General features: G+C 70.1%; 15 protein-coding genes. 13 read left to right on the top strand and 2 right to left on the bottom strand.

All coding sequences use genetic code 11. The features are described from left to right. The first annotated feature begins 74 nt into the window (after positions 1 to 74). From dop to Q1A98_RS09835, 11 genes are all read left to right on the top strand, one after another. Complete coding sequence (dop, locus tag Q1A98_RS09885) at positions 75 to 1,574, top strand: depupylase/deamidase Dop (RefSeq protein ID WP_299572613.1); 1,500 nt, start codon at positions 75 to 77, stop codon at positions 1,572 to 1,574. A 118-nt stretch (positions 1,575 to 1,692) separates the two neighbouring features. Then, positions 1,693 to 1,887: a ubiquitin-like protein Pup gene (locus tag Q1A98_RS09880; protein WP_253652880.1), complete on the top strand. Its 195-nt coding sequence runs from the start codon at positions 1,693 to 1,695 to the stop codon at positions 1,885 to 1,887. Beyond that, complete coding sequence (prcB, locus tag Q1A98_RS09875; RefSeq protein ID WP_299572611.1) at positions 1,884 to 2,720, top strand: proteasome subunit beta; 837 nt, start codon at positions 1,884 to 1,886, stop codon at positions 2,718 to 2,720. Before Q1A98_RS09880 ends, prcB begins: the two co-directional genes overlap by 4 nt. Beyond that, positions 2,717 to 3,514 carry a proteasome subunit alpha gene (prcA, locus tag Q1A98_RS09870; protein WP_299572608.1) on the top strand — a complete coding sequence of 266 codons (798 nt, stop codon included), beginning with the start codon at positions 2,717 to 2,719 and terminating at the stop codon, positions 3,512 to 3,514. Before prcB ends, prcA begins: the two co-directional genes overlap by 4 nt. A gap of 60 nt (positions 3,515 to 3,574) precedes the next feature. Beyond that, the gene (pafA, locus tag Q1A98_RS09865; RefSeq protein ID WP_299572605.1) at positions 3,575 to 4,933 is read left to right on the top strand and encodes a Pup--protein ligase; all 1,359 of its coding nucleotides are present in this window, start codon (positions 3,575 to 3,577) and stop codon (positions 4,931 to 4,933) included. A 66-nt stretch (positions 4,934 to 4,999) separates the two neighbouring features. Next, positions 5,000 to 5,989: a WYL domain-containing protein gene (locus tag Q1A98_RS09860; protein WP_299572602.1), complete on the top strand. Its 990-nt coding sequence runs from the start codon at positions 5,000 to 5,002 to the stop codon at positions 5,987 to 5,989. After that, entirely contained in the window at positions 5,986 to 6,963 is a 978-nt protein-coding gene (locus Q1A98_RS09855; protein WP_299572600.1) for a YafY family protein, read from the top strand. The genes Q1A98_RS09860 and Q1A98_RS09855 overlap by 4 nt, the downstream gene beginning before the upstream one ends. A gap of 90 nt (positions 6,964 to 7,053) precedes the next feature. Next, positions 7,054 to 7,326, top strand: coding sequence for a Sec-independent protein translocase subunit TatA (tatA, locus tag Q1A98_RS09850; RefSeq protein ID WP_299572598.1), 273 nt, complete (start codon positions 7,054 to 7,056; stop codon positions 7,324 to 7,326). Between the two features lie 150 nt (positions 7,327 to 7,476). Beyond that, on the top strand, positions 7,477 to 8,406 hold the full coding sequence (gene tatC / locus Q1A98_RS09845) for a twin-arginine translocase subunit TatC (protein ID WP_299572850.1): 930 nt from the start codon (positions 7,477 to 7,479) through the stop codon (positions 8,404 to 8,406). Beyond that, entirely contained in the window at positions 8,393 to 11,215 is a 2,823-nt protein-coding gene (locus Q1A98_RS09840) for a DEAD/DEAH box helicase (protein WP_299572595.1), read from the top strand. Before tatC ends, Q1A98_RS09840 begins: the two co-directional genes overlap by 14 nt. A gap of 132 nt (positions 11,216 to 11,347) precedes the next feature. Further along, positions 11,348 to 12,052: a DUF4333 domain-containing protein gene (locus tag Q1A98_RS09835; RefSeq protein ID WP_299572593.1), complete on the top strand. Its 705-nt coding sequence runs from the start codon at positions 11,348 to 11,350 to the stop codon at positions 12,050 to 12,052. Between the two features lie 25 nt (positions 12,053 to 12,077). On the opposite strand, the gene Q1A98_RS09830 is transcribed toward Q1A98_RS09835, so the two are convergent. Further along, positions 12,078 to 13,034, bottom strand: coding sequence for a 5'-3' exonuclease (locus Q1A98_RS09830; RefSeq protein WP_299572848.1), 957 nt, complete (start codon positions 13,032 to 13,034; stop codon positions 12,078 to 12,080). Positions 13,035 to 13,104: 70 nt separating this feature from the next. Here Q1A98_RS09830 and Q1A98_RS09825 point away from each other — a divergent pair, with 70 nt between their 5' ends. Then, positions 13,105 to 14,220 carry a Xaa-Pro peptidase family protein gene (locus Q1A98_RS09825; protein WP_299572591.1) on the top strand — a complete coding sequence of 372 codons (1,116 nt, stop codon included), beginning with the start codon at positions 13,105 to 13,107 and terminating at the stop codon, positions 14,218 to 14,220. 83 nt (positions 14,221 to 14,303) lie between these two features. On the opposite strand, the gene Q1A98_RS09820 is transcribed toward Q1A98_RS09825, so the two are convergent. Continuing rightward, positions 14,304 to 14,714 (bottom strand): pyridoxamine 5'-phosphate oxidase family protein, encoded by a 411-nt coding sequence (locus Q1A98_RS09820; RefSeq protein WP_299572590.1) that lies wholly within the window; start codon positions 14,712 to 14,714, stop codon positions 14,304 to 14,306. 85 nt (positions 14,715 to 14,799) lie between these two features. Here Q1A98_RS09820 and Q1A98_RS09815 point away from each other — a divergent pair, with 85 nt between their 5' ends. Beyond that, positions 14,800 to 16,761 carry a TerD family protein gene (locus tag Q1A98_RS09815; RefSeq protein WP_299572588.1) on the top strand — a complete coding sequence of 654 codons (1,962 nt, stop codon included), beginning with the start codon at positions 14,800 to 14,802 and terminating at the stop codon, positions 16,759 to 16,761. Positions 16,762 to 16,770: the final 9 nt, after the last annotated feature.

The following is a 16,770-nucleotide window of genomic DNA, read 5'->3' as shown; positions in this document are numbered from 1 at the left end:
GACGCCGGCCCGTCCACCGATCACGGACGGGTCGGCGTCGGCCGTCTGTGCCGATGACGCCTACGCTCGACCACGTGCAGCGCATCATCGGAACCGAGGTCGAATACGGCATCTCGGCCCCCAACGACCCGGGCGCCAACCCCATCATGACCTCGACGCAGGCGGTGCTCGCCTACGCCGCCGCCGCGGGTGTGCCGCGGGCCAAGCGGACGCGGTGGGACTACGAGGTGGAGTCGCCGCTGCGCGACGCCCGTGGCTTCGACCTCGGCCGGTCGTCCGGACCCGCGCCGATCATCGACGCCGACGAGGTCGGTGCCGCGAACATGATCCTCACCAACGGCGCCCGGCTCTACGTCGACCACGCGCACCCCGAGTACTCCGCACCCGAGGTCACAGACCCGATGGACGCGGTGATCTGGGACAAGGCGGGGGAGCGGGTGATGGAGGCGGCCGCCCGGCACGTCGCGAGCGTGCCCGGCGCACCCCGTCTGCAGCTGTACAAGAACAACATCGACGGCAAGGGCGCCTCCTACGGGACGCACGAGAACTATCTGATGGCCCGCGAGACCCCGTTCACGGCCGTGATCGCCGGGCTGACACCGTTCTTCGCGACGCGACAGGTGTTCACCGGATCGGGTCGGGTCGGCATCGGCCAGTCCGGCGACGACGCGGGGTTCCAGCTCTCCCAGCGCGCCGACTACATCGAGGTCGAGGTCGGACTCGAGACCACCCTCAAGCGCGGGATCATCAACACCCGCGACGAGCCGCACGCCGATCCCGACCGCTACCGGCGTCTGCACGTCATCATCGGCGACGCCAACCTCGCCGAGACCGCCACGTACCTCAAGGTGGGCACCACCTCGCTGGTCCTGGACCTGATCGAGGCCGGCGTCGACCTCTCCGACCTCGAACTCGCCCGTCCGGTGACCGCGGTGCACCGGATCAGCCATGACCCGACCCTCACCGGGACGGTCGCTCTCGCCGACGGCCGGGAGGTGACGGCGCTCGCGGTACAGCGCATCTACCACGAGCGGTGCGCCGAGTTCGCGCGTGAACGCGGGATCGACGACCCCCGGGCCCAGCACGTGCTCGACACGTGGATCGACGTGCTCGACCGCCTCGAGCGTGACCCCATGGAGTGCGCCGACATCCTCGACTGGCCGGCGAAACTGCGCCTGCTGGAAGGGTTCCGGACCCGCGAGGGTCTCGGGTGGAGCGCTCCGCGCCTGCAACTGGTCGATCTCCAGTACTCCGACGTCCGACTCGACAAGGGCCTCTACAACCGGCTCGTCGCGCGCGGGTCGATGAAGAGGCTCGTCACCGAGCAGCAGGTGACCGACGCCATCTCCGCGCCGCCGGAGAACACGCGCGCCTACTTCCGCGGCGAGTGCCTGCGGCGCTTCGGCGCCGACATCGCCGCCGCCAGCTGGGACTCGGTCATCTTCGACCTCGGCGGCGACTCCCTGGTGCGCATCCCCACGCTGGAACCGTTGCGCGGCAGCCGCGCCCACGTCGGCGCCCTGCTGGACTCGGTCGACTCCGCAGCCGAACTGGTCGACCAGCTCACCACCTGACACCCACCCCGGCAGCTGCCCGCGCATCCCGCGGGGGCGCAACCCCTGCCGGTAGGGTGGTCACACGGACTCCCCGGGCCCTCGTGGCCCCGGGGATCGCAGGATCGAGGAGGCAGCAATGGCGCAGGAGCAGACGCGGCGCAGCGGTGGCGGGGACGACGACTCCGCCGACGGCCCGGACACCGCGGCCGGCCAGGAACGACGCGAGAAGCTCGCCGACGACACCGACGACCTGCTGGACGAGATCGACGACGTGCTCGAGGAGAACGCCGAGGACTTCGTGCGTGCATACGTGCAGAAAGGCGGCCAGTGAGCGGACAGCTCGACGGAATCGGTCGGGACATCTCGTCCTTCACCGACCACCTGCGGCGTACCGCACCGGAGCTCCTGCCCGACACGTCCCACGTCGTGTCACCCACCGACTCCATCCCGCACGGCACCACCATCGTGGCCGTCGCGTACCCGGGTGGTGTGCTGATCGCGGGTGACCGTCGTGCGACGGCGGGCAACATGATCGCCAGCCGCGACATCCGCAAGACGTTCGTCACCGACGAGTACTCCGCCGCCGGCATCGCCGGCACGGCGGGCATCGCCGTCGAGATGGTCCGTCTGTTCGCGGTGGAGCTGGAGCACTACGAGAAGATCGAGGGCCGTCCGCTCACCCTCGACGGCAAGGTCACACGCCTGGCCACGATGGTGCGATCGAACCTCGGCGCGGCCATGCAGGGCCTCGTCGCCATCCCAATGCTGGTGGGATTCGACCCCGAGGGCGGCGACGACCCCCGTCGACCCGGCCGCATCTTCTCCTTCGACGTCGCCGGCGACCGCCACGAGGAGTTCGGCGGCTACCAGGCCATCGGCTCGGGGTCGGTGTTCGCGAAGTCGTCGCTGAAGAAGCTGTACCGCGCCGACCTCGACGTCGCGTCCGCGGTGCGGATCGCCGTCGAGGCCCTCTACGACGCCGCCGACGACGACTCCGCCACGGGCGGACCGGATCTGGTGCGTCGCATCGTCCCGACAGCGGTCGTCATCGACACCGACGGCGCCCGCGAGGTGCCGTCGGTCGAGATCGAGGAGGCGGCCCGGGCGGTCATCGCCGACCGCACCGCCGCCCACGACGCCGCGTTCGGGGGTGACGCGTCATGACGTTCCCGTACTACGCCAGCGCCGAGCAGATCATGCGCGACCGCTCGGAGCTCGCCCGCAAGGGCATCGCCCGCGGCCGCAGCGTCATCGTGCTGACCTACGCCGACGGTGTCCTGTTCGTCGCGGAGAACCCGTCGAACGCGCTGCGCAAGGTCAGCGAGATCTACGACCGCATCGGGTTCGCCGCGGTCGGCAAGTACAACGAGTTCGAGACCCTGCGCAAGGCCGGGATCCAGCTCGCCGACGTCCGCGGCTACAGCTACGACCGTGCCGACGTCAACGGACTGTCGCTGGCGAACGCCTACGCCAACACGCTGGGGTCGGTGTTCACCGAGCAGCCCAAGCCGTTCGAGGTCGAGCTGTGTGTCGCGGAGGTCGCCCAGCCGGGCAGGTCGACGCCGTCGCAGCTCTACCGGATCACCTACGACGGTTCCATCGCCGACGAGACGCGCTTCCTCGTGATGGGCGGGTCGACCGAGTCGATCACGACGGCGATGCGGGACTCGTACACCGCCGACGCCGATCTCGCGACCGCGCTCACCGGGGCGGTCGCCGCGCTCGGTGCGCCTCCGGCCACGCCCAACGGCACGTCGTCGTCGCAGCCGACGCCGGAACCGCGGGTGCTCGCCGCCGGTGATCTCGAGGTCGCCGTCCTCGACCGCCACCGCCCCCGTCGGGCGTTCCGTCGGTTGACCACCGATGCGGTCGCGGCGATCTTGCCCGCACCGACCGCGGAGGCCTCCGCCGACGGTGACGAGTCGGCGACGGACGGCACGGGGGACGCGACGTCCTGATGCGTCCGCCGCGTCCGCGCATCCCGGCCGCCCGCGACCAGCACCGGTAGGGTCGAACAGGTGGACCGTCGCATCATGGGCATCGAGACCGAATTCGGCGTGACCTGTACCTTTCACGGTCACCGTCGCCTCAGCCCGGACGAGGTCGCCCGGTACCTGTTCCGGCGGGTGGTGTCGTGGGGACGGTCGTCGAACGTGTTCCTGCAGAACGGGGCGCGGCTCTATCTCGACGTCGGGTCGCACCCGGAGTACGCGACCGCCGAGTGCGACGGGCTCGTGCAGCTGATCAACCACGATCGCGCCGGGGAACTCGTCCTCGAGGAGCTCCTCGTCGACGCCGAGCGGCGCCTCGCCGACGAGGGCATCGGTGGGGACATCTACCTGTTCAAGAACAACACCGACTCCGCCGGCAACTCGTACGGCTGCCACGAGAACTACCTGGTCGTGCGGGCGGGGGAGTTCTCCCGCATCTCCGACGTCCTGCTCCCGTTCCTCGTCACGCGCCAGCTGATCTGTGGTGCCGGGAAAGTCCTGCAGACGCCGAAGGCGGCGACCTACTGCCTCTCGCAGCGGGCCGAGCACATCTGGGAGGGCGTCTCGAGCGCGACCACGCGGTCGCGGCCGATCATCAACACCCGCGACGAGCCCCACGCCGACGCCGAGAAGTACCGGCGTCTGCACGTGATCGTCGGCGACTCCAACATGGCCGAGACCACCACCATGCTGAAGGTCGGGTCCGCCGCGCTGGTGCTGGAGATGATCGAGGCCGGTGTCTCGTTCCGGGACTTCGCGCTGGACAACCCGATCCGCGCCATCCGCGAGGTCAGTCACGACACCACAGGACGCCGTCCGGTGCGCCTGGCGGGTGGACGGCAGGCCAGTGCGCTCGACATCCAGCGGGAGTACCACGCCCGCGCCGTCGAGCACCTGCGCAACCGCCGCCCCGACCCGGAGATGGACCTCGTCGTCGATCTGTGGGGCCGCACCCTCGACGCGGTGGAGTCGCAGGACTTCTCCGGTGTCGACACCGAGATCGACTGGGTCATCAAGCGCAAGCTGTTCCAGCGCTATCAGGACCGCTACGACATGGACCTCGCCGACCCGAAGATCGCCCAGCTCGACCTGGCGTTCCACGACATCAAGCGGGGACGCGGCGTCTTCGACGTCATGTCCCGCAAGGGTCTCGTGCGCCGCATCACCACCGACGAGGACATCAAGACCGCCGTCGAGGAGCCACCGCAGACCACCCGCGCCAAGCTCCGGGGCGACTTCATCGCCGCCGCGCAGAAGGCCGGTCGGGACTTCACCGTCGACTGGGTGCATCTCAAGCTCAACGACCAGGCTCAGCGGACGGTGCTGTGCAAGGACCCGTTCCGCAACGTCGACGAGCGGGTCGATCGGCTCATCGCGTCCATGTGATCACCTGTTCGACACGGCCGAGGATGTCCGCTTCGGCGACCCCCTTCGTGCCTTAGGCTGCGTCGAGTGGCGACCACCAAGATCGAACGGTTGATGAACCTGGTCATCTGCCTGTTGTCGACGGAGCACTTCCTCACCGCGGACAAGATCCGCACCCTGGTCGCGGGATACGGGGAGTCGTCGAGCGTCGAGGCGTTCAACCGCATGTTCGAGCGGGACAAGAACGAACTCCGTGACCTCGGCATCCCCCTGGAGACCGGCCGTCACCGGGGCTCCGAGGTCGACGGTTACCGCATCAACCGCAGTGCCTACGAGCTGCCCGCCATCGACCTCGACCGTGACGAGTCCGCCGCGGTCACCATGGCCGCCGCACTGTGGGACGACCCGTCGATGGCGTCGGTCGCCCGGACCGCGTTGCTGAAACTGCGGGCGGGTGGTGTGGAACTCGTCGCCGACAGCGACCTCACCGTCGGTGTGCGCGCGGCGACCCCCCGCGCGATGGGCTCCGAGGCCGTGGTCGCGGTGCTGCTGAGGGCCGTCGAGAACCAGCTCCCCGTGAGTTTCCTGCACCGGCCGTCGCCCACCGCCGAGCCGAGCACCCGACGCCTCGAGCCGTGGGGTGTGGTGACCCACCGCGGACGCTGGTACGTCGTCGGTCACGACCTCGACCGCGGTGAGACCCGCACGTTCCGCCTGTCGCGCATCCTCGAGCCGGTCGAGACCGGGACCGCGTCCTTCACGCGCCCGGACGACGTCGACGTGCGCGCGCTCGTCGCCGAGGCGGCGACCTTCGCCGACTCCGGCGGGCACGGACCCGCGCGTATCTGGGTCGCCGACGGGCGCGCGGCAGGGGTGCGACGTGCGGCCGCGACCGTCGCCCCCGAGGACCGTGACGGCCGGCCGGGTGCCGTCGTCACCCTGATGGAGTGGTCGGCGGAGAGCCTGGCCCGGCAGGTGGTGGGTCTCGGCGAGGACGCGGTCGCCCTCGCGCCGCCGGTCCTCGTCGACGCCGTCGTCGCCGGCCTGCGCGGCGCACTCGCCGGGGCCGACGCGTGAGCGGCGCGCCGGACCGCCTGTCGCGGCTCCTCGCGATGGTGCCGTATTTCCTCGCCCACCCCGGCGTGGCCAAGACGCGGGCGGCGGCCGAGCTCGGCGTCACCCCCGATCAGTTGCAGAAGGACCTCGAGCAGCTGTGGATGTGCGGCCTGCCGGGGTACTCGCCGGGCGACCTCATCGACCTGGACTTCGTGGACCGCGACACGGTCGACGTCACCTTCTCCGCCGGCATGGACCGTCCGCTGCGCCTGACCCCGGCCGAGGCGTCGGTCCTGTTGATGGCGTTGCGTGCCCTGCTCGACATGGGCGGTGTCGTCGACTCCGACGCGGCCCAGCGGGCGATCGCCAAGATCGAGAGGGCCGTCGGCGACGCAGCTCTCGGGTCGGCCGCCTCGGCGGCGCCGTCCGCTGCCGACACGGCGTCCGCGGAGGGATGGGACCGCATCGTGCGGGACGCCGTGCGCACCCGCAAGGCCGTCTGGCTGCGCTACTACTCGGCGTCGCGGGACGCCGTGTCCGAGCGGACCGTCGACCCGATCCGGATCCAGGCCGTCGACGGCCAGAGCTACCTCGAGGGCTGGTGTCGCGAGAGCGAGGGCGTCCGGCTGTTCCGCTTCGATCGGATCGACGAAGCCCGGCTCCTCGACGAACCCGCCCACGACCACGCATCCGACGACCGCGGGTCGTCGTCGCTGTCGCTGTTCGGTGACGACGCGGACTCGTTGCCGACCGTCGACCTCCTCATCGAGCCGGACGTCGCGTGGGTCGTCGACTACCACCTCATCGACATCGTCGAGGCGGGGACGGACGGTGGCCCGCTGCGGGGTCGGATGACCTACGGCTCCGACGAATGGCTGACCCGGTTCCTGCTCGGCTTCGGCGGCCGCATCCGGCCCGTCGACACCCCCGGGGTGTCCGCCGAGATCGGTCGACGAGCGCAGGCGGCCCTGGGCGCGTACGGCGTCACGCGCTGACGGCAGGCCCGACGCCGGATCCGACGCCTCCCGCCGCGACCTCGCCGGTCCGGTAGCATCGGCAGCAGTCGACGCGCGAAAGGAAGGCCAATGGGCGCCATCCAGCCATGGCACATCATCATCGTGGTGATCGTGTTCCTCATCCTCTTCGGGTCGAAGAAGCTCCCCGACGCCGCGCGCGGTCTGGGCCGGTCGATGCGCATCTTCAAGTCCGAGGTCAAGGAGATGCAGAACGACGGCAAGAAGGAGGAGTCGGCGGACGCCGAGGACTCCGCGCCGCGGCAGATCCCCGCGCCGACCCCGACCGACAGCACCGGCCACACGACCTCCTCGCAGTCCGACGGGGAACGTCGCAGCGCCTGACCCCGCCGCACCGCGCACCGTCGCGCCCGGCCTCGTGGCCGGGTGGTGATCGTGACCGCGGTGCCCTCCCGACTGGTGGTTCTCTGACCCGTGGTCCGCATACCCCTGGATCCGCGCCGTCGTCGGCGGCACGTCAACCCCGACGGCACCATGTCGCTCGTCGAGCATCTCTACGAGCTCCGCAAGCGACTGCTCATCTCGCTGATCGCGATCGCACTGACGACGATCATCGGGTTCGTCTGGTACTCGCACGGCGTCTTCCACATCGAGTCGCTCGGTGAACTGCTCCGCGGGCCGTACTGCTCGCTGCCTGCCAGTTCCCGCGCCACGCTGACACCCGGCGACGAATGCCGGCTGCTCGCCACCGGCCCGTTCGACCAGTTCATGCTGCGTATCAAGGTCGGTGCGACCGCCGGGGCCGTGCTGGCCTGTCCGATCTGGTTCTACCAACTGTGGCAGTTCATCACCCCGGGCCTGCACCAGCACGAACGCCGCTACGGACTGACCTTCGTCGCCGCGGCGGCGGTCCTCTTCGTCACCGGGACCATCCTCGCGTACCTCGTCGTCGCGAAGGCCTTCCACTTCCTGCTCACCGTCGGCAACGACGTGCAGGTCACCGCCCTCGCCGGCGACCAGTACTTCTCGTTCATGTTGCACCTGCTGATCATCTTCGGCGTCAGCTTCGAGGTGCCGCTGCTGATCATCGCGCTGAACCTCATCGGTGTGCTGACCTATGCGCGTCTCAAGGCGTGGCGACGGGGACTGACGTTCGGGCTCTTCGTGTTCGCCGCCGTCGTCACCCCGGGGTCCGACCCGTTCACCATGCTCGCGCTCGCGCTCGCGCTGACGGTGCTGTTCGAGTTCGCGGTGCAGTTCACCCGCATCCACGACCGCCGAAAGGCACGTCGGGAAGGCGAGAACTGGGACCACCTGTCCGACGAGGAGGCATCGCCGCTGGACCATCGCCCCGAGATGGTCGGCGCGAGTTCGTCGGTGGCCGCGAGCGGTCCCGTGTCGGCGAGTCCGGTGACCACGTCGCGCCGACCCGTCAGCGCGTCGGATCTCGATGACGTCCTCTGACGCCGCCGGAACCGCTGCCCTCGCCGCCGACCGGCCGCGCCTGCACGAGTTCACCGAACGGCTCGACTTCGCCCTCGACCCGTTCCAGCTCGCCGCGTGCTCGGCGCTCGAGGACGGACACGGTGTCCTGGTGTGCGCACCGACCGGCGCCGGGAAGACGATCGTCGGTGAGTTCGCCGTCCACCTGGCGCTGGGGGCCGGGTCGAAGTGCTTCTACACGACCCCGATCAAGGCGCTGAGCAACCAGAAATACGCCGACCTGGTCGCCGTTCACGGTCACGACGCGGTCGGACTGCTCACGGGCGACTCGTCGATCAACCCGCACGCACCGGTCGTCGTGATGACGACCGAGGTCGTCCGCAACATGATCTACGCGAACTCGCCTGCGCTGCAGGGGTTGTCGCACGTCGTCATGGACGAGGTGCACTTCCTCGCCGACCGTTTCCGCGGGGCGGTGTGGGAGGAGGTCATCCTGCACCTGGAGCCGGCGGTGAAGGTGGTCAGCCTCTCGGCCACCGTGAGCAACGCCGAGGAGTTCGGCGACTGGATCAAGACCGTCCGCGGCGACACCACCGTCGTCGTCGACGAGCACCGGCCGGTCCCGCTGTGGCAGCACATGATGGTCGGCAACCGCATCATCGACCTGTTCGACCGCCGCTCCCGCCCCGGCAGCAAGCCGGAGGTCAACCCCGAGCTGAGCCGGTACATCAAACAGCGCGAGATGGTCGACGACCACGACCGTGTCCACGGGCGCGGATCGCGCTCCGGACGCGGCCGTCAGGGCGGTCGCGGCGGGGTCCGCACCGGTGCGGTGGTGTCCCGTCCCGATCTCATCGCCCGGCTCGACCGCGAAGGGCTGTTGCCCGCGATCACGTTCGTCTTCTCCCGGGCGGGGTGCGACGCCGCCCTCGACCAGTGCCTGCGGTCGGGGTTGACGCTGTTGCGCCCCGACGAGGCCGGTGAGGTCGAGGCGGTGGTGGAGAAGCATGTCGGCGAGCTGTCCGACGCCGACCGTGAGGTGCTGCGGGTCGACCGGTGGGCGTCGGCGCTGGCCCGCGGGTTCGCCGCGCACCACGCCGGGATGCTCCCTGCGTTCCGCCACGCCGTCGAGGAACTGTTCGTCCGCGGTCTGGTGCGCGCCGTCTTCGCCACCGAGACGCTGGCGCTGGGCATCAACATGCCCGCGCGGTCGGTGGTCCTCGAACGCCTCGTGAAGTTCAACGGCGAGGCCCACGTCGACCTGACGCCGGGCGAGTTCACCCAGCTGACCGGGCGTGCCGGCCGTCGCGGCATCGACGTGGAGGGTCACGCGGTGGTCGTCTGGTCGCCCGAACTCGACCCTGGTCGCGTCGCGGGACTGGCCGGGGCGCGCACCTTCCCGCTGCGCAGCTCGTTCGCGCCGGAGTACAACATGGCGGTCAACCTCATCGACCGCGTCGGGTTCGACGGCGCCAAGAACCTCCTCGAGCGGTCGTTCGCGCAGTTTCAGGCAGACCGGTCTGTCGTCGGTCAGCACCGACGCATCGACGCGACCCGGGCCACGCTGCGCACGGTCGACGCCGAACTCACCGGCCGCGCGGCGACCGTCGGGATCGACGCGGGCACCCTCGACCCCGCGCCCGACGACGCCGATCCCTACGCCGGGTTCTTCGGGTACATGCGCCTGCGGCAGACCATCCGGGCGCGGGAACGTGACCTGAAGTTCCGGACACGGATGGACCGCCAGGACTCCGTCGTCGACGACCTGTTCGGCCTGAAGCGGGGGCACGTCATCGCTCTGCGGGGTGGGCGTCACCGCGGACTCGCCGTCGTCGTCGAGCAGGCGTCCGACCGCCGTGACCCGAGGCCGCTGGTGCTGTGTGAGGACGCCTGGTGCGGCCGCGTGGGAGCTCGCGACTTCGTCAACCCGCCCGAGGTCCTCGGCGACATGCGCCTGGGCAAGCAGGTCGACCGCCGCACCGGCAGAGGGAGACGGGACCTCGCGGCGTCGCTGCGCAACACCGGGATCGAGATGCCCCGCGGCCGTCCTGCGAAGCGTGCCCCGGCCGCCGACGACGCCCAGCTGGCCGACCTCCGGGCCCGGTTGCGGTCGCACCCGGGTCACGACATCGCCGGATCCGACGAGTTGTTCCGGCTCGCGGAACGCCGTGCGCGGGTCCAGCGGGATCTCGACGGACTGGTGGACGCGGTCCGCACCCGGACGTCGACGTTGTCGGTCACGTTCGATCGTGTGGTGGGCGTGCTCGAGCACCTGGGGTACCTCGTTCGCGACGACGACTCGTTGACGGTGAGCGCGTCCGGCTCCGCGCTGGCGCGCGTGTACAGCGAGAGCGACCTGCTGATCTGCGAGTGCCTGCGCGGTGGCATCTGGGAGGGGCTGACGGCGCCGCAGCTGGCCGCGGTGGTGTCGTCCACGGTCTACGAGTCCCGCCGCGACGCCTACGCCGGCGCCGATCTCGTGACGGGTGACGACGCCGTCCGCGACGCCCTCACCGCCACGCATCGGGCGTGGCGCGCGCTGTCGGTCGTGGAGGAGCGCCACCACGTGTCGGTGACCCGTGAACCCGACGCCGGGTTCGCGCTCGCGATGCACCTCTGGGCGTCCGGACGACCCCTCGCCGAGGTGCTCGCCGTCGCCGGTGATCGTGGGCGGCCCCTGCCCGCAGGGGATTTCGTGCGCTGGTCGCGTCAGGTGATCGACCTGCTCGAGCAGATCCGCATCGCCGCCGCCGGTACCCCGGTCGCGACGACCGCCCGGGCGGCGAGCCGCGCCGTGACCCGCGGAGTGGTGGCCGTCGAGATCGGCTGACCCGCTCGTCGGGTCCACGCCGCGCACGCCGGAGCTCCCGGGACGGTGGGGGTGGGTGCGGTATCTTCGGTCGCGACCAGGGCGTCCGCGCACGGGTGCGGGCGCAGCGTGACGACAGTGCGGGAGGGCTCGATGACCGACCCCCAGACACCGGGCCCCGACGACCAGACGCGAGCATGGCAGGACCCCTCGCGGCCGTCCGATCAGGGCCAGTACGGACAACCTGCCTACGGTCAGCAACCTCCACCGCAGTACGGTCCGCCCCCCGGACAGGCACCGTGGGGCCAGCCGGGGTACGGCCAGCAGGGATACGGCCAGCAGGGATACGGCCAGCAGCCGCCCCAGTACGGCCAACAGGGATACGGACAGCCGCCGCAGTACGGCCAACAGCCCTACGGCCAGGCGCCCACCGCACAACAGCCCTATGGTCAGGCACCCACGACGCAGCAGCCCTACGGCCAGGCCCCCGCGGCGGGTCAGGATGCGTTCGCCTCGATGGCCCCGTCGAAGGGTCGCCGACCGAAGCTGCTCGCCGCGATCGGCGGTGTGGTCGCACTCGTCGTCGTGATCCTCGCGATCACCGCGTTCTGGGCGCCGGGGTTCCTGGTGACGACCGAGTTGTCCCGCTCGGCGGCGGAGAGCGGCGTGAAGTCGGTGCTCGTCCGTGACTACCAGGCCACCGACGTCTCGACGGTGAGCTGCCCGGACGGTCAGAGGGTGCAGAAGGGGTCGAGCTTCCGCTGCAGCGTGAGCATCGCGGGAGCGCAGCAGCAGGTGACCGTCACCTTCCTCGACGACAACGGCACCTACCAGGTCGGACGGCCGGCCCCGAACTGATCCGCGCCCGCGAGATCGGCGTGGACTAGAAGCGCTGGTCCCAGCCGAACGCCGCGGCCAGACGGTTCACCGACGACCCGACCCCGAGTTCCTCCACGAGGGCCGCGAGCGCGTCGGCGTCGGCGGGGCCGGCGGGGACCGGTGCGGGCGCCGAACCGGATTCCCACGCGACGTCGGCGTCGGTGCGGACGAACACCACGGTGCGCGCGGCGTCGAGATAGTCGTGGGCGTCGGTGATCGACGCGGCGATGCGCGCCGAGATGCGTTTGTCGCGATTGCGGGCGGCCTCCTGCACCCTGTCGAGGTCGCCGAACTCGCGGAGCAGTTTCGCGGCCGTCTTCTCTCCGACACCCGCCACACCGGGCAGTCCGTCCGACGGGTCGCCGCGTAGGATCGCCAACTCGGCATACGCGCTCCCCGGGTGCTGCTGCGGCACCCCGTACTTCTCGGCGACCTCCTCGGGCCCGAACTTCTCCGCCCGCGTCACGCCCTTCCCGACGTAGAGCACCCGCACCGCGACCGGATCGTCGCGGACGACCTGCAGCAGGTCCCGGTCGCCGCTGACGACCACCACCGGGTCGTCGGTCTCGGCGTCGGCCAGGGTGCCGATCACGTCGTCGGCCTCGCAGTCGACGGCACCGGCGCTCGCGATACCGGCGGCGGCGAGGACGTCGGCGATCATCGCGACCTGCGGGGTGAGGGTGTCCGGGACCTCCTCCACGAACTCCTCCCCGTCGCCCGTGGGAACGACCTCGGCGACGCGGTGCGCCTTGTAGGAGGGGATCAGCGCCACCCGGAAGTCCGGACGCCAGTCGACGTCGAGGCAGGTCACCAGCCGTCGCGGGTGTTCCCGCTCGACCAGTACCGCGATCATGTCGAGGAACCCGCGCAGGGCGTTGACCGGGCGGCCGTCCGGCGCGGTGATCTTCTCGGGGATCCCGTGGAACGCGCGGAACCACAGGCTGGCGCCGTCGAGCAGCATCAGGGGAGCGGCCATGGTGGATCACTGTGCCAGAACGCGGACCCCCTGCGGCCGTGACAGGCTGGAGGTCATGAGCGAGTCACGATTCCCCTCCCCGGTGTACGCCGACCGCCTGTCCCGCGCCGCCGCCCACGCCCGTGAGGCGGGGCTCGACGCTCTGATCATCGGACCCGGCCCCGACCTCGACTACCTGACGGGGTCGCGTGCCAGCACCTTCGAACGACTGCTCGCGCTCGTCGTGCCGTCCGCCGGCGATCCGTGGGTGGTCGTCCCGCGCCTCGAACTGACTGCCCTGCGGGCGTCGGCCGTCGGTGACCTGGGTATCGCGACCCGCGACTGGGTCGACGGCGACGACCCCTATGGCCTCGCCCTGCAGGGAGTGTCGGCGCGGTCTTCCCTGGCTGTCTCCGACGCCGTCCCGGCGCTGCACCTGTTGCCCCTCGCCGACCGGAACGAGGCCGTGCCGGTGCTGGCGACCGACGTGCTGCGTCTGCTGCGCATGACGAAGGACGACGCCGAGATCGACGCGCTGCGACGGGCGGGTGCCGCGATCGACCGCGTGCACGCGCAGGTGCCGGGCTTCCTGGCCCCAGGGCGCACCGAGCGCGAGGTCGCCGCCGACATCACCGCTGCGATCGTCGCCGAGGGCCACTCGCACGCGGAGTTCGTCATCGTCGGCTCCGGGCCCAACGGCGCGGACCCGCACCACGAGGTCTCCGACCGGGTCATCGAGTCCGGCGACGTCGTGGTCGTCGACATCGGCGGACCCGTCGCACCGGGGTACTTCTCCGACTCGACCCGCACCTACAGCGTCGGGACCCCGGCCGACGAGATCGCGGAGCGCTGCGCGATCCTCGAACGGGCCCAGCAGGCAGCGGTCGACGTGGTGCGACCGGGGATCGAAGCCCAGTCGGTCGACGCCGCCGCCCGATCGGTGCTCGCCGAGGCCGGCCTCGCGGACGCGTTCATCCACCGCACGGGTCACGGGATCGGGCTCTCGGTGCACGAAGAGCCCTACATCGTCGCGGGCAACAGCACCGTCCTCACCGAGGGGATGGCGTTCTCGATCGAACCGGGGATCTACTTCTCCGGCGAGTGGGGCGCCCGCATCGAGGACATCGTGGTGGTCACTGCCGACGGCTGCGAACCGGTCAACGCCCGCCCCCACGGTCTCACTGTCGTCTGACCCCGCGAGAACTCACCGATCGTGCACTCGATCCCGCCGAGCGGGCGGAAACTGCACGCCGACCGGGCGGAAACGGCGTCGGCTCAGTCCTTCTCGCCGAGAAGGGTGCGTGACCCGAGGACGCGCGTGACCTCGAACTCGATGACGACGCGACGCGGGTTCGGCTTCGGCTGGCGGTAGCGGGCGGCGTACCGACGCTCCGCCTCGGCGATCCCGTCGGGATCGCGGTTCACCCGCGCCGGACCCTCCAACGTCAGCCAGCGCGGGCCGTCGACGTGGGTGGCAGCGGCGTAGCCCGATCGCTCTGCGTTGCGCACCTTCTGGCTGCCCTCGACCGTGATGACGCGCGCCAGCCGACGTTCGGGCTCGTACGTGACCCCCACCGCCACCGAGTGCGGCGTTCCGTCGGCACGCAGCGTCACGAGGCTCGCCAGATGCCGATCGGTGAGGAACTCGAGGGCGGCGTCGGTGAGATCGGAGGCGTCGCGGGGCACTCGGTCAGCGTAACGACCGGCAGGACCCGGCTCGCGCGCGCCGAGACCTGCACCGGCCGTCGGGCACCTGTGCGATAGTCGGCGAATGTCCGAATCACGTGTTCTACAACCCGGTGAGAATCTCGTTGTGGGCACTGACGCCGAAACACTGCAGTGCAGCGTCCTTCTCGATTCGGGCGCGGAGAACGCAGCCGGTTCACGGCCGGACATCAGCGCGCTGCTGGTGGATGCGGGCGGTTCGGTCCGCGACAACTCGGATTTCGTCTTCTACAACCAGCCTGTTGCGAGCGAGGGGGCCATCCGCCTGGACCTCGCAGGAGACGACTCCGGCCTCGCGACGTTGACCCTTGAACTTCACCGGATGGACCCGGACGTGGATCGGGTGATCCTCGCCGCGAGTGTCGATGTCGACGCGGAGTCGGCTGTCCTCGGACCGATTGTGATGTCGGTGAACCTGACCCCGGAGGAGGAACCCATCGCCCGGTTCGTCTCCGATTCGGACCCGGAGATCACGGCGATTCTCCCGGGAGAGTTCTATCGGAAGGCCGGCCAGTGGAAATTCCGCGCCGTAGGCCAGGGCTATGCAGGCGGACTGGCGGAATTCGCACGCCACCACGGCGTCGAGGTCGATGCCGAAACCGACGCCGACACGACCCAGCTTGCAACTGAAACCGAGGTCGCGGCCACAGAACTCACTGCCACCACGGCGACGGATCAGCCATCGAGCAGTGGTCCGGCCAACCGCCTCACCGTCGCACGACGTCCGACTCGTCCGCCGCGACTGCCCGACTGGTCCATCGCGAGTTCGCTGGCCGACGACGACGAGTGGGATCGGGCGAGATTGTTCTCCGTGTCGGGGATCGGGAAGGGAGAGGAGCGCGAGCGACGGTCGGCGTCGGCTCTCCTCGCGGTCATGAGTGGGGTTCGTGAGTTCGGACGCGAACTGACCCGGCGCTGCGGGGCGATAGGAGGCACGATCGAGACGTTCGTCGAGCCACAGTTCACCCTCAAGGAGAGGACGGTACGGCCGGACGGGCTCGTTCGCGTGCGCCGGGGCGCCCGTGTGTGGACAGCGTTGGTGGAGGTCAAGACCTCATCGGCCCCCCTCACCGCCGAACAGGTCGAGCTGTACGTGGATCTGGCTCGAGCCGAGGGTTTCGACACTGTCATCACAGTCAGCAACCAGCTGCTTTCCGGGGGAGACGACATCCCCGTGGACATCGACCGCCGGAAGCTGCGAAAGGTCGCCGTCCGGCATCTCTCGTGGGACGAGATCCGCTCGGTGGCAATCCATCTGTCGATGCATGACAAGGTGGAGGACGCAACGCAACGGTGGGTGCTGCGGGAATTCGTCCGCTACCTGCTGCATGACCAGTCCAAGCTGCAGGGGTTCACCGACATGGGTCCGGACTGGGTGCATGTTCGCGACGGGGTCAAGAACCGGACCCTGCACCCCCGCGACAAGGCCGCAGACGGGGTCTGTCGGCAGTTCGACCAGTTGATCCGACACATCGGACACGATCTGTCCTGCCTTCTCGGTGTCGACGTCCAGCCCGTCTTCCCGCGAAACCGTGTCGACAGCACGCCCAGAATCCAACAGCTGACGGATTCCGGCATCCTCTTCGGTTCGCTACGAATCCCGGGCGCCGTGGGACCGCTGACGCTGTCGATGGACCTCCGCACCGACAAGGTCTCATGCTCCACGACGGTCGACGCGGCGCAGACATCTCGTGCGGTCACGGCAGTCAGACAACTGATACGGCAGATCCCCGACGCCCCTGCCAAACTGCTCGTGCAGGCGACGACATCGAGGTCCGCCGCGCGGCCGCGGCAGGTCGAGCTGGCGACCGTGCGCGATGACCCCCAAGTCCTCGTCGAGAGTGACGATCGGCCGCCTCGCCGATTCACACTCACGCTGACATCCGGTATCGGTGGCCGAGGGGGGCCTCAGCGCGGCAACGTCGTGGCTGCGACCGATTCTCTGATCACCGAGTTCTACCGGGATGTCGTGCAGGTGCTCCGGCAGCCCCGAGACACCGACTCCTGACCCCGCTCG

The sequence above is a fragment of the uncultured Williamsia sp. genome (assembly GCF_947494875.1).
Classification (GTDB): domain Bacteria; phylum Actinomycetota; class Actinomycetes; order Mycobacteriales; family Mycobacteriaceae; genus Williamsia_A.
The sequence above is the reverse complement of the archived record's forward strand: the minus strand, read 5'-3'. Positions and strand labels throughout refer to the sequence as shown.

Bases quoted from the DNA above. Each gene is read 5' to 3' on its own strand.
- tatC (WP_299572850.1), top strand. From the start codon at position 7,477: ATGTCGCTCGTCGAGCATCTCTACGAGCTCCGCAAGCGACTGCTCATC.
- tatA (WP_299572598.1), top strand. From the start codon at position 7,054: ATGGGCGCCATCCAGCCATGGCACATCATCATCGTGGTGATCGTGTTC.
- Q1A98_RS09840 (WP_299572595.1), top strand. From the start codon at position 8,393: ATGACGTCCTCTGACGCCGCCGGAACCGCTGCCCTCGCCGCCGACCGG.
- Q1A98_RS09815 (WP_299572588.1), top strand. From the start codon at position 14,800: ATGTCCGAATCACGTGTTCTACAACCCGGTGAGAATCTCGTTGTGGGC.
- Q1A98_RS09825 (WP_299572591.1), top strand. From the start codon at position 13,105: ATGAGCGAGTCACGATTCCCCTCCCCGGTGTACGCCGACCGCCTGTCC.
- Q1A98_RS09880 (WP_253652880.1), top strand. From the start codon at position 1,693: ATGGCGCAGGAGCAGACGCGGCGCAGCGGTGGCGGGGACGACGACTCC.
- prcA (WP_299572608.1), top strand. From the start codon at position 2,717: ATGACGTTCCCGTACTACGCCAGCGCCGAGCAGATCATGCGCGACCGC.
- Q1A98_RS09835 (WP_299572593.1), top strand. From the start codon at position 11,348: ATGACCGACCCCCAGACACCGGGCCCCGACGACCAGACGCGAGCATGG.
- Q1A98_RS09830 (WP_299572848.1), bottom strand. From the start codon at position 13,034: ATGCTGCTCGACGGCGCCAGCCTGTGGTTCCGCGCGTTCCACGGGATC.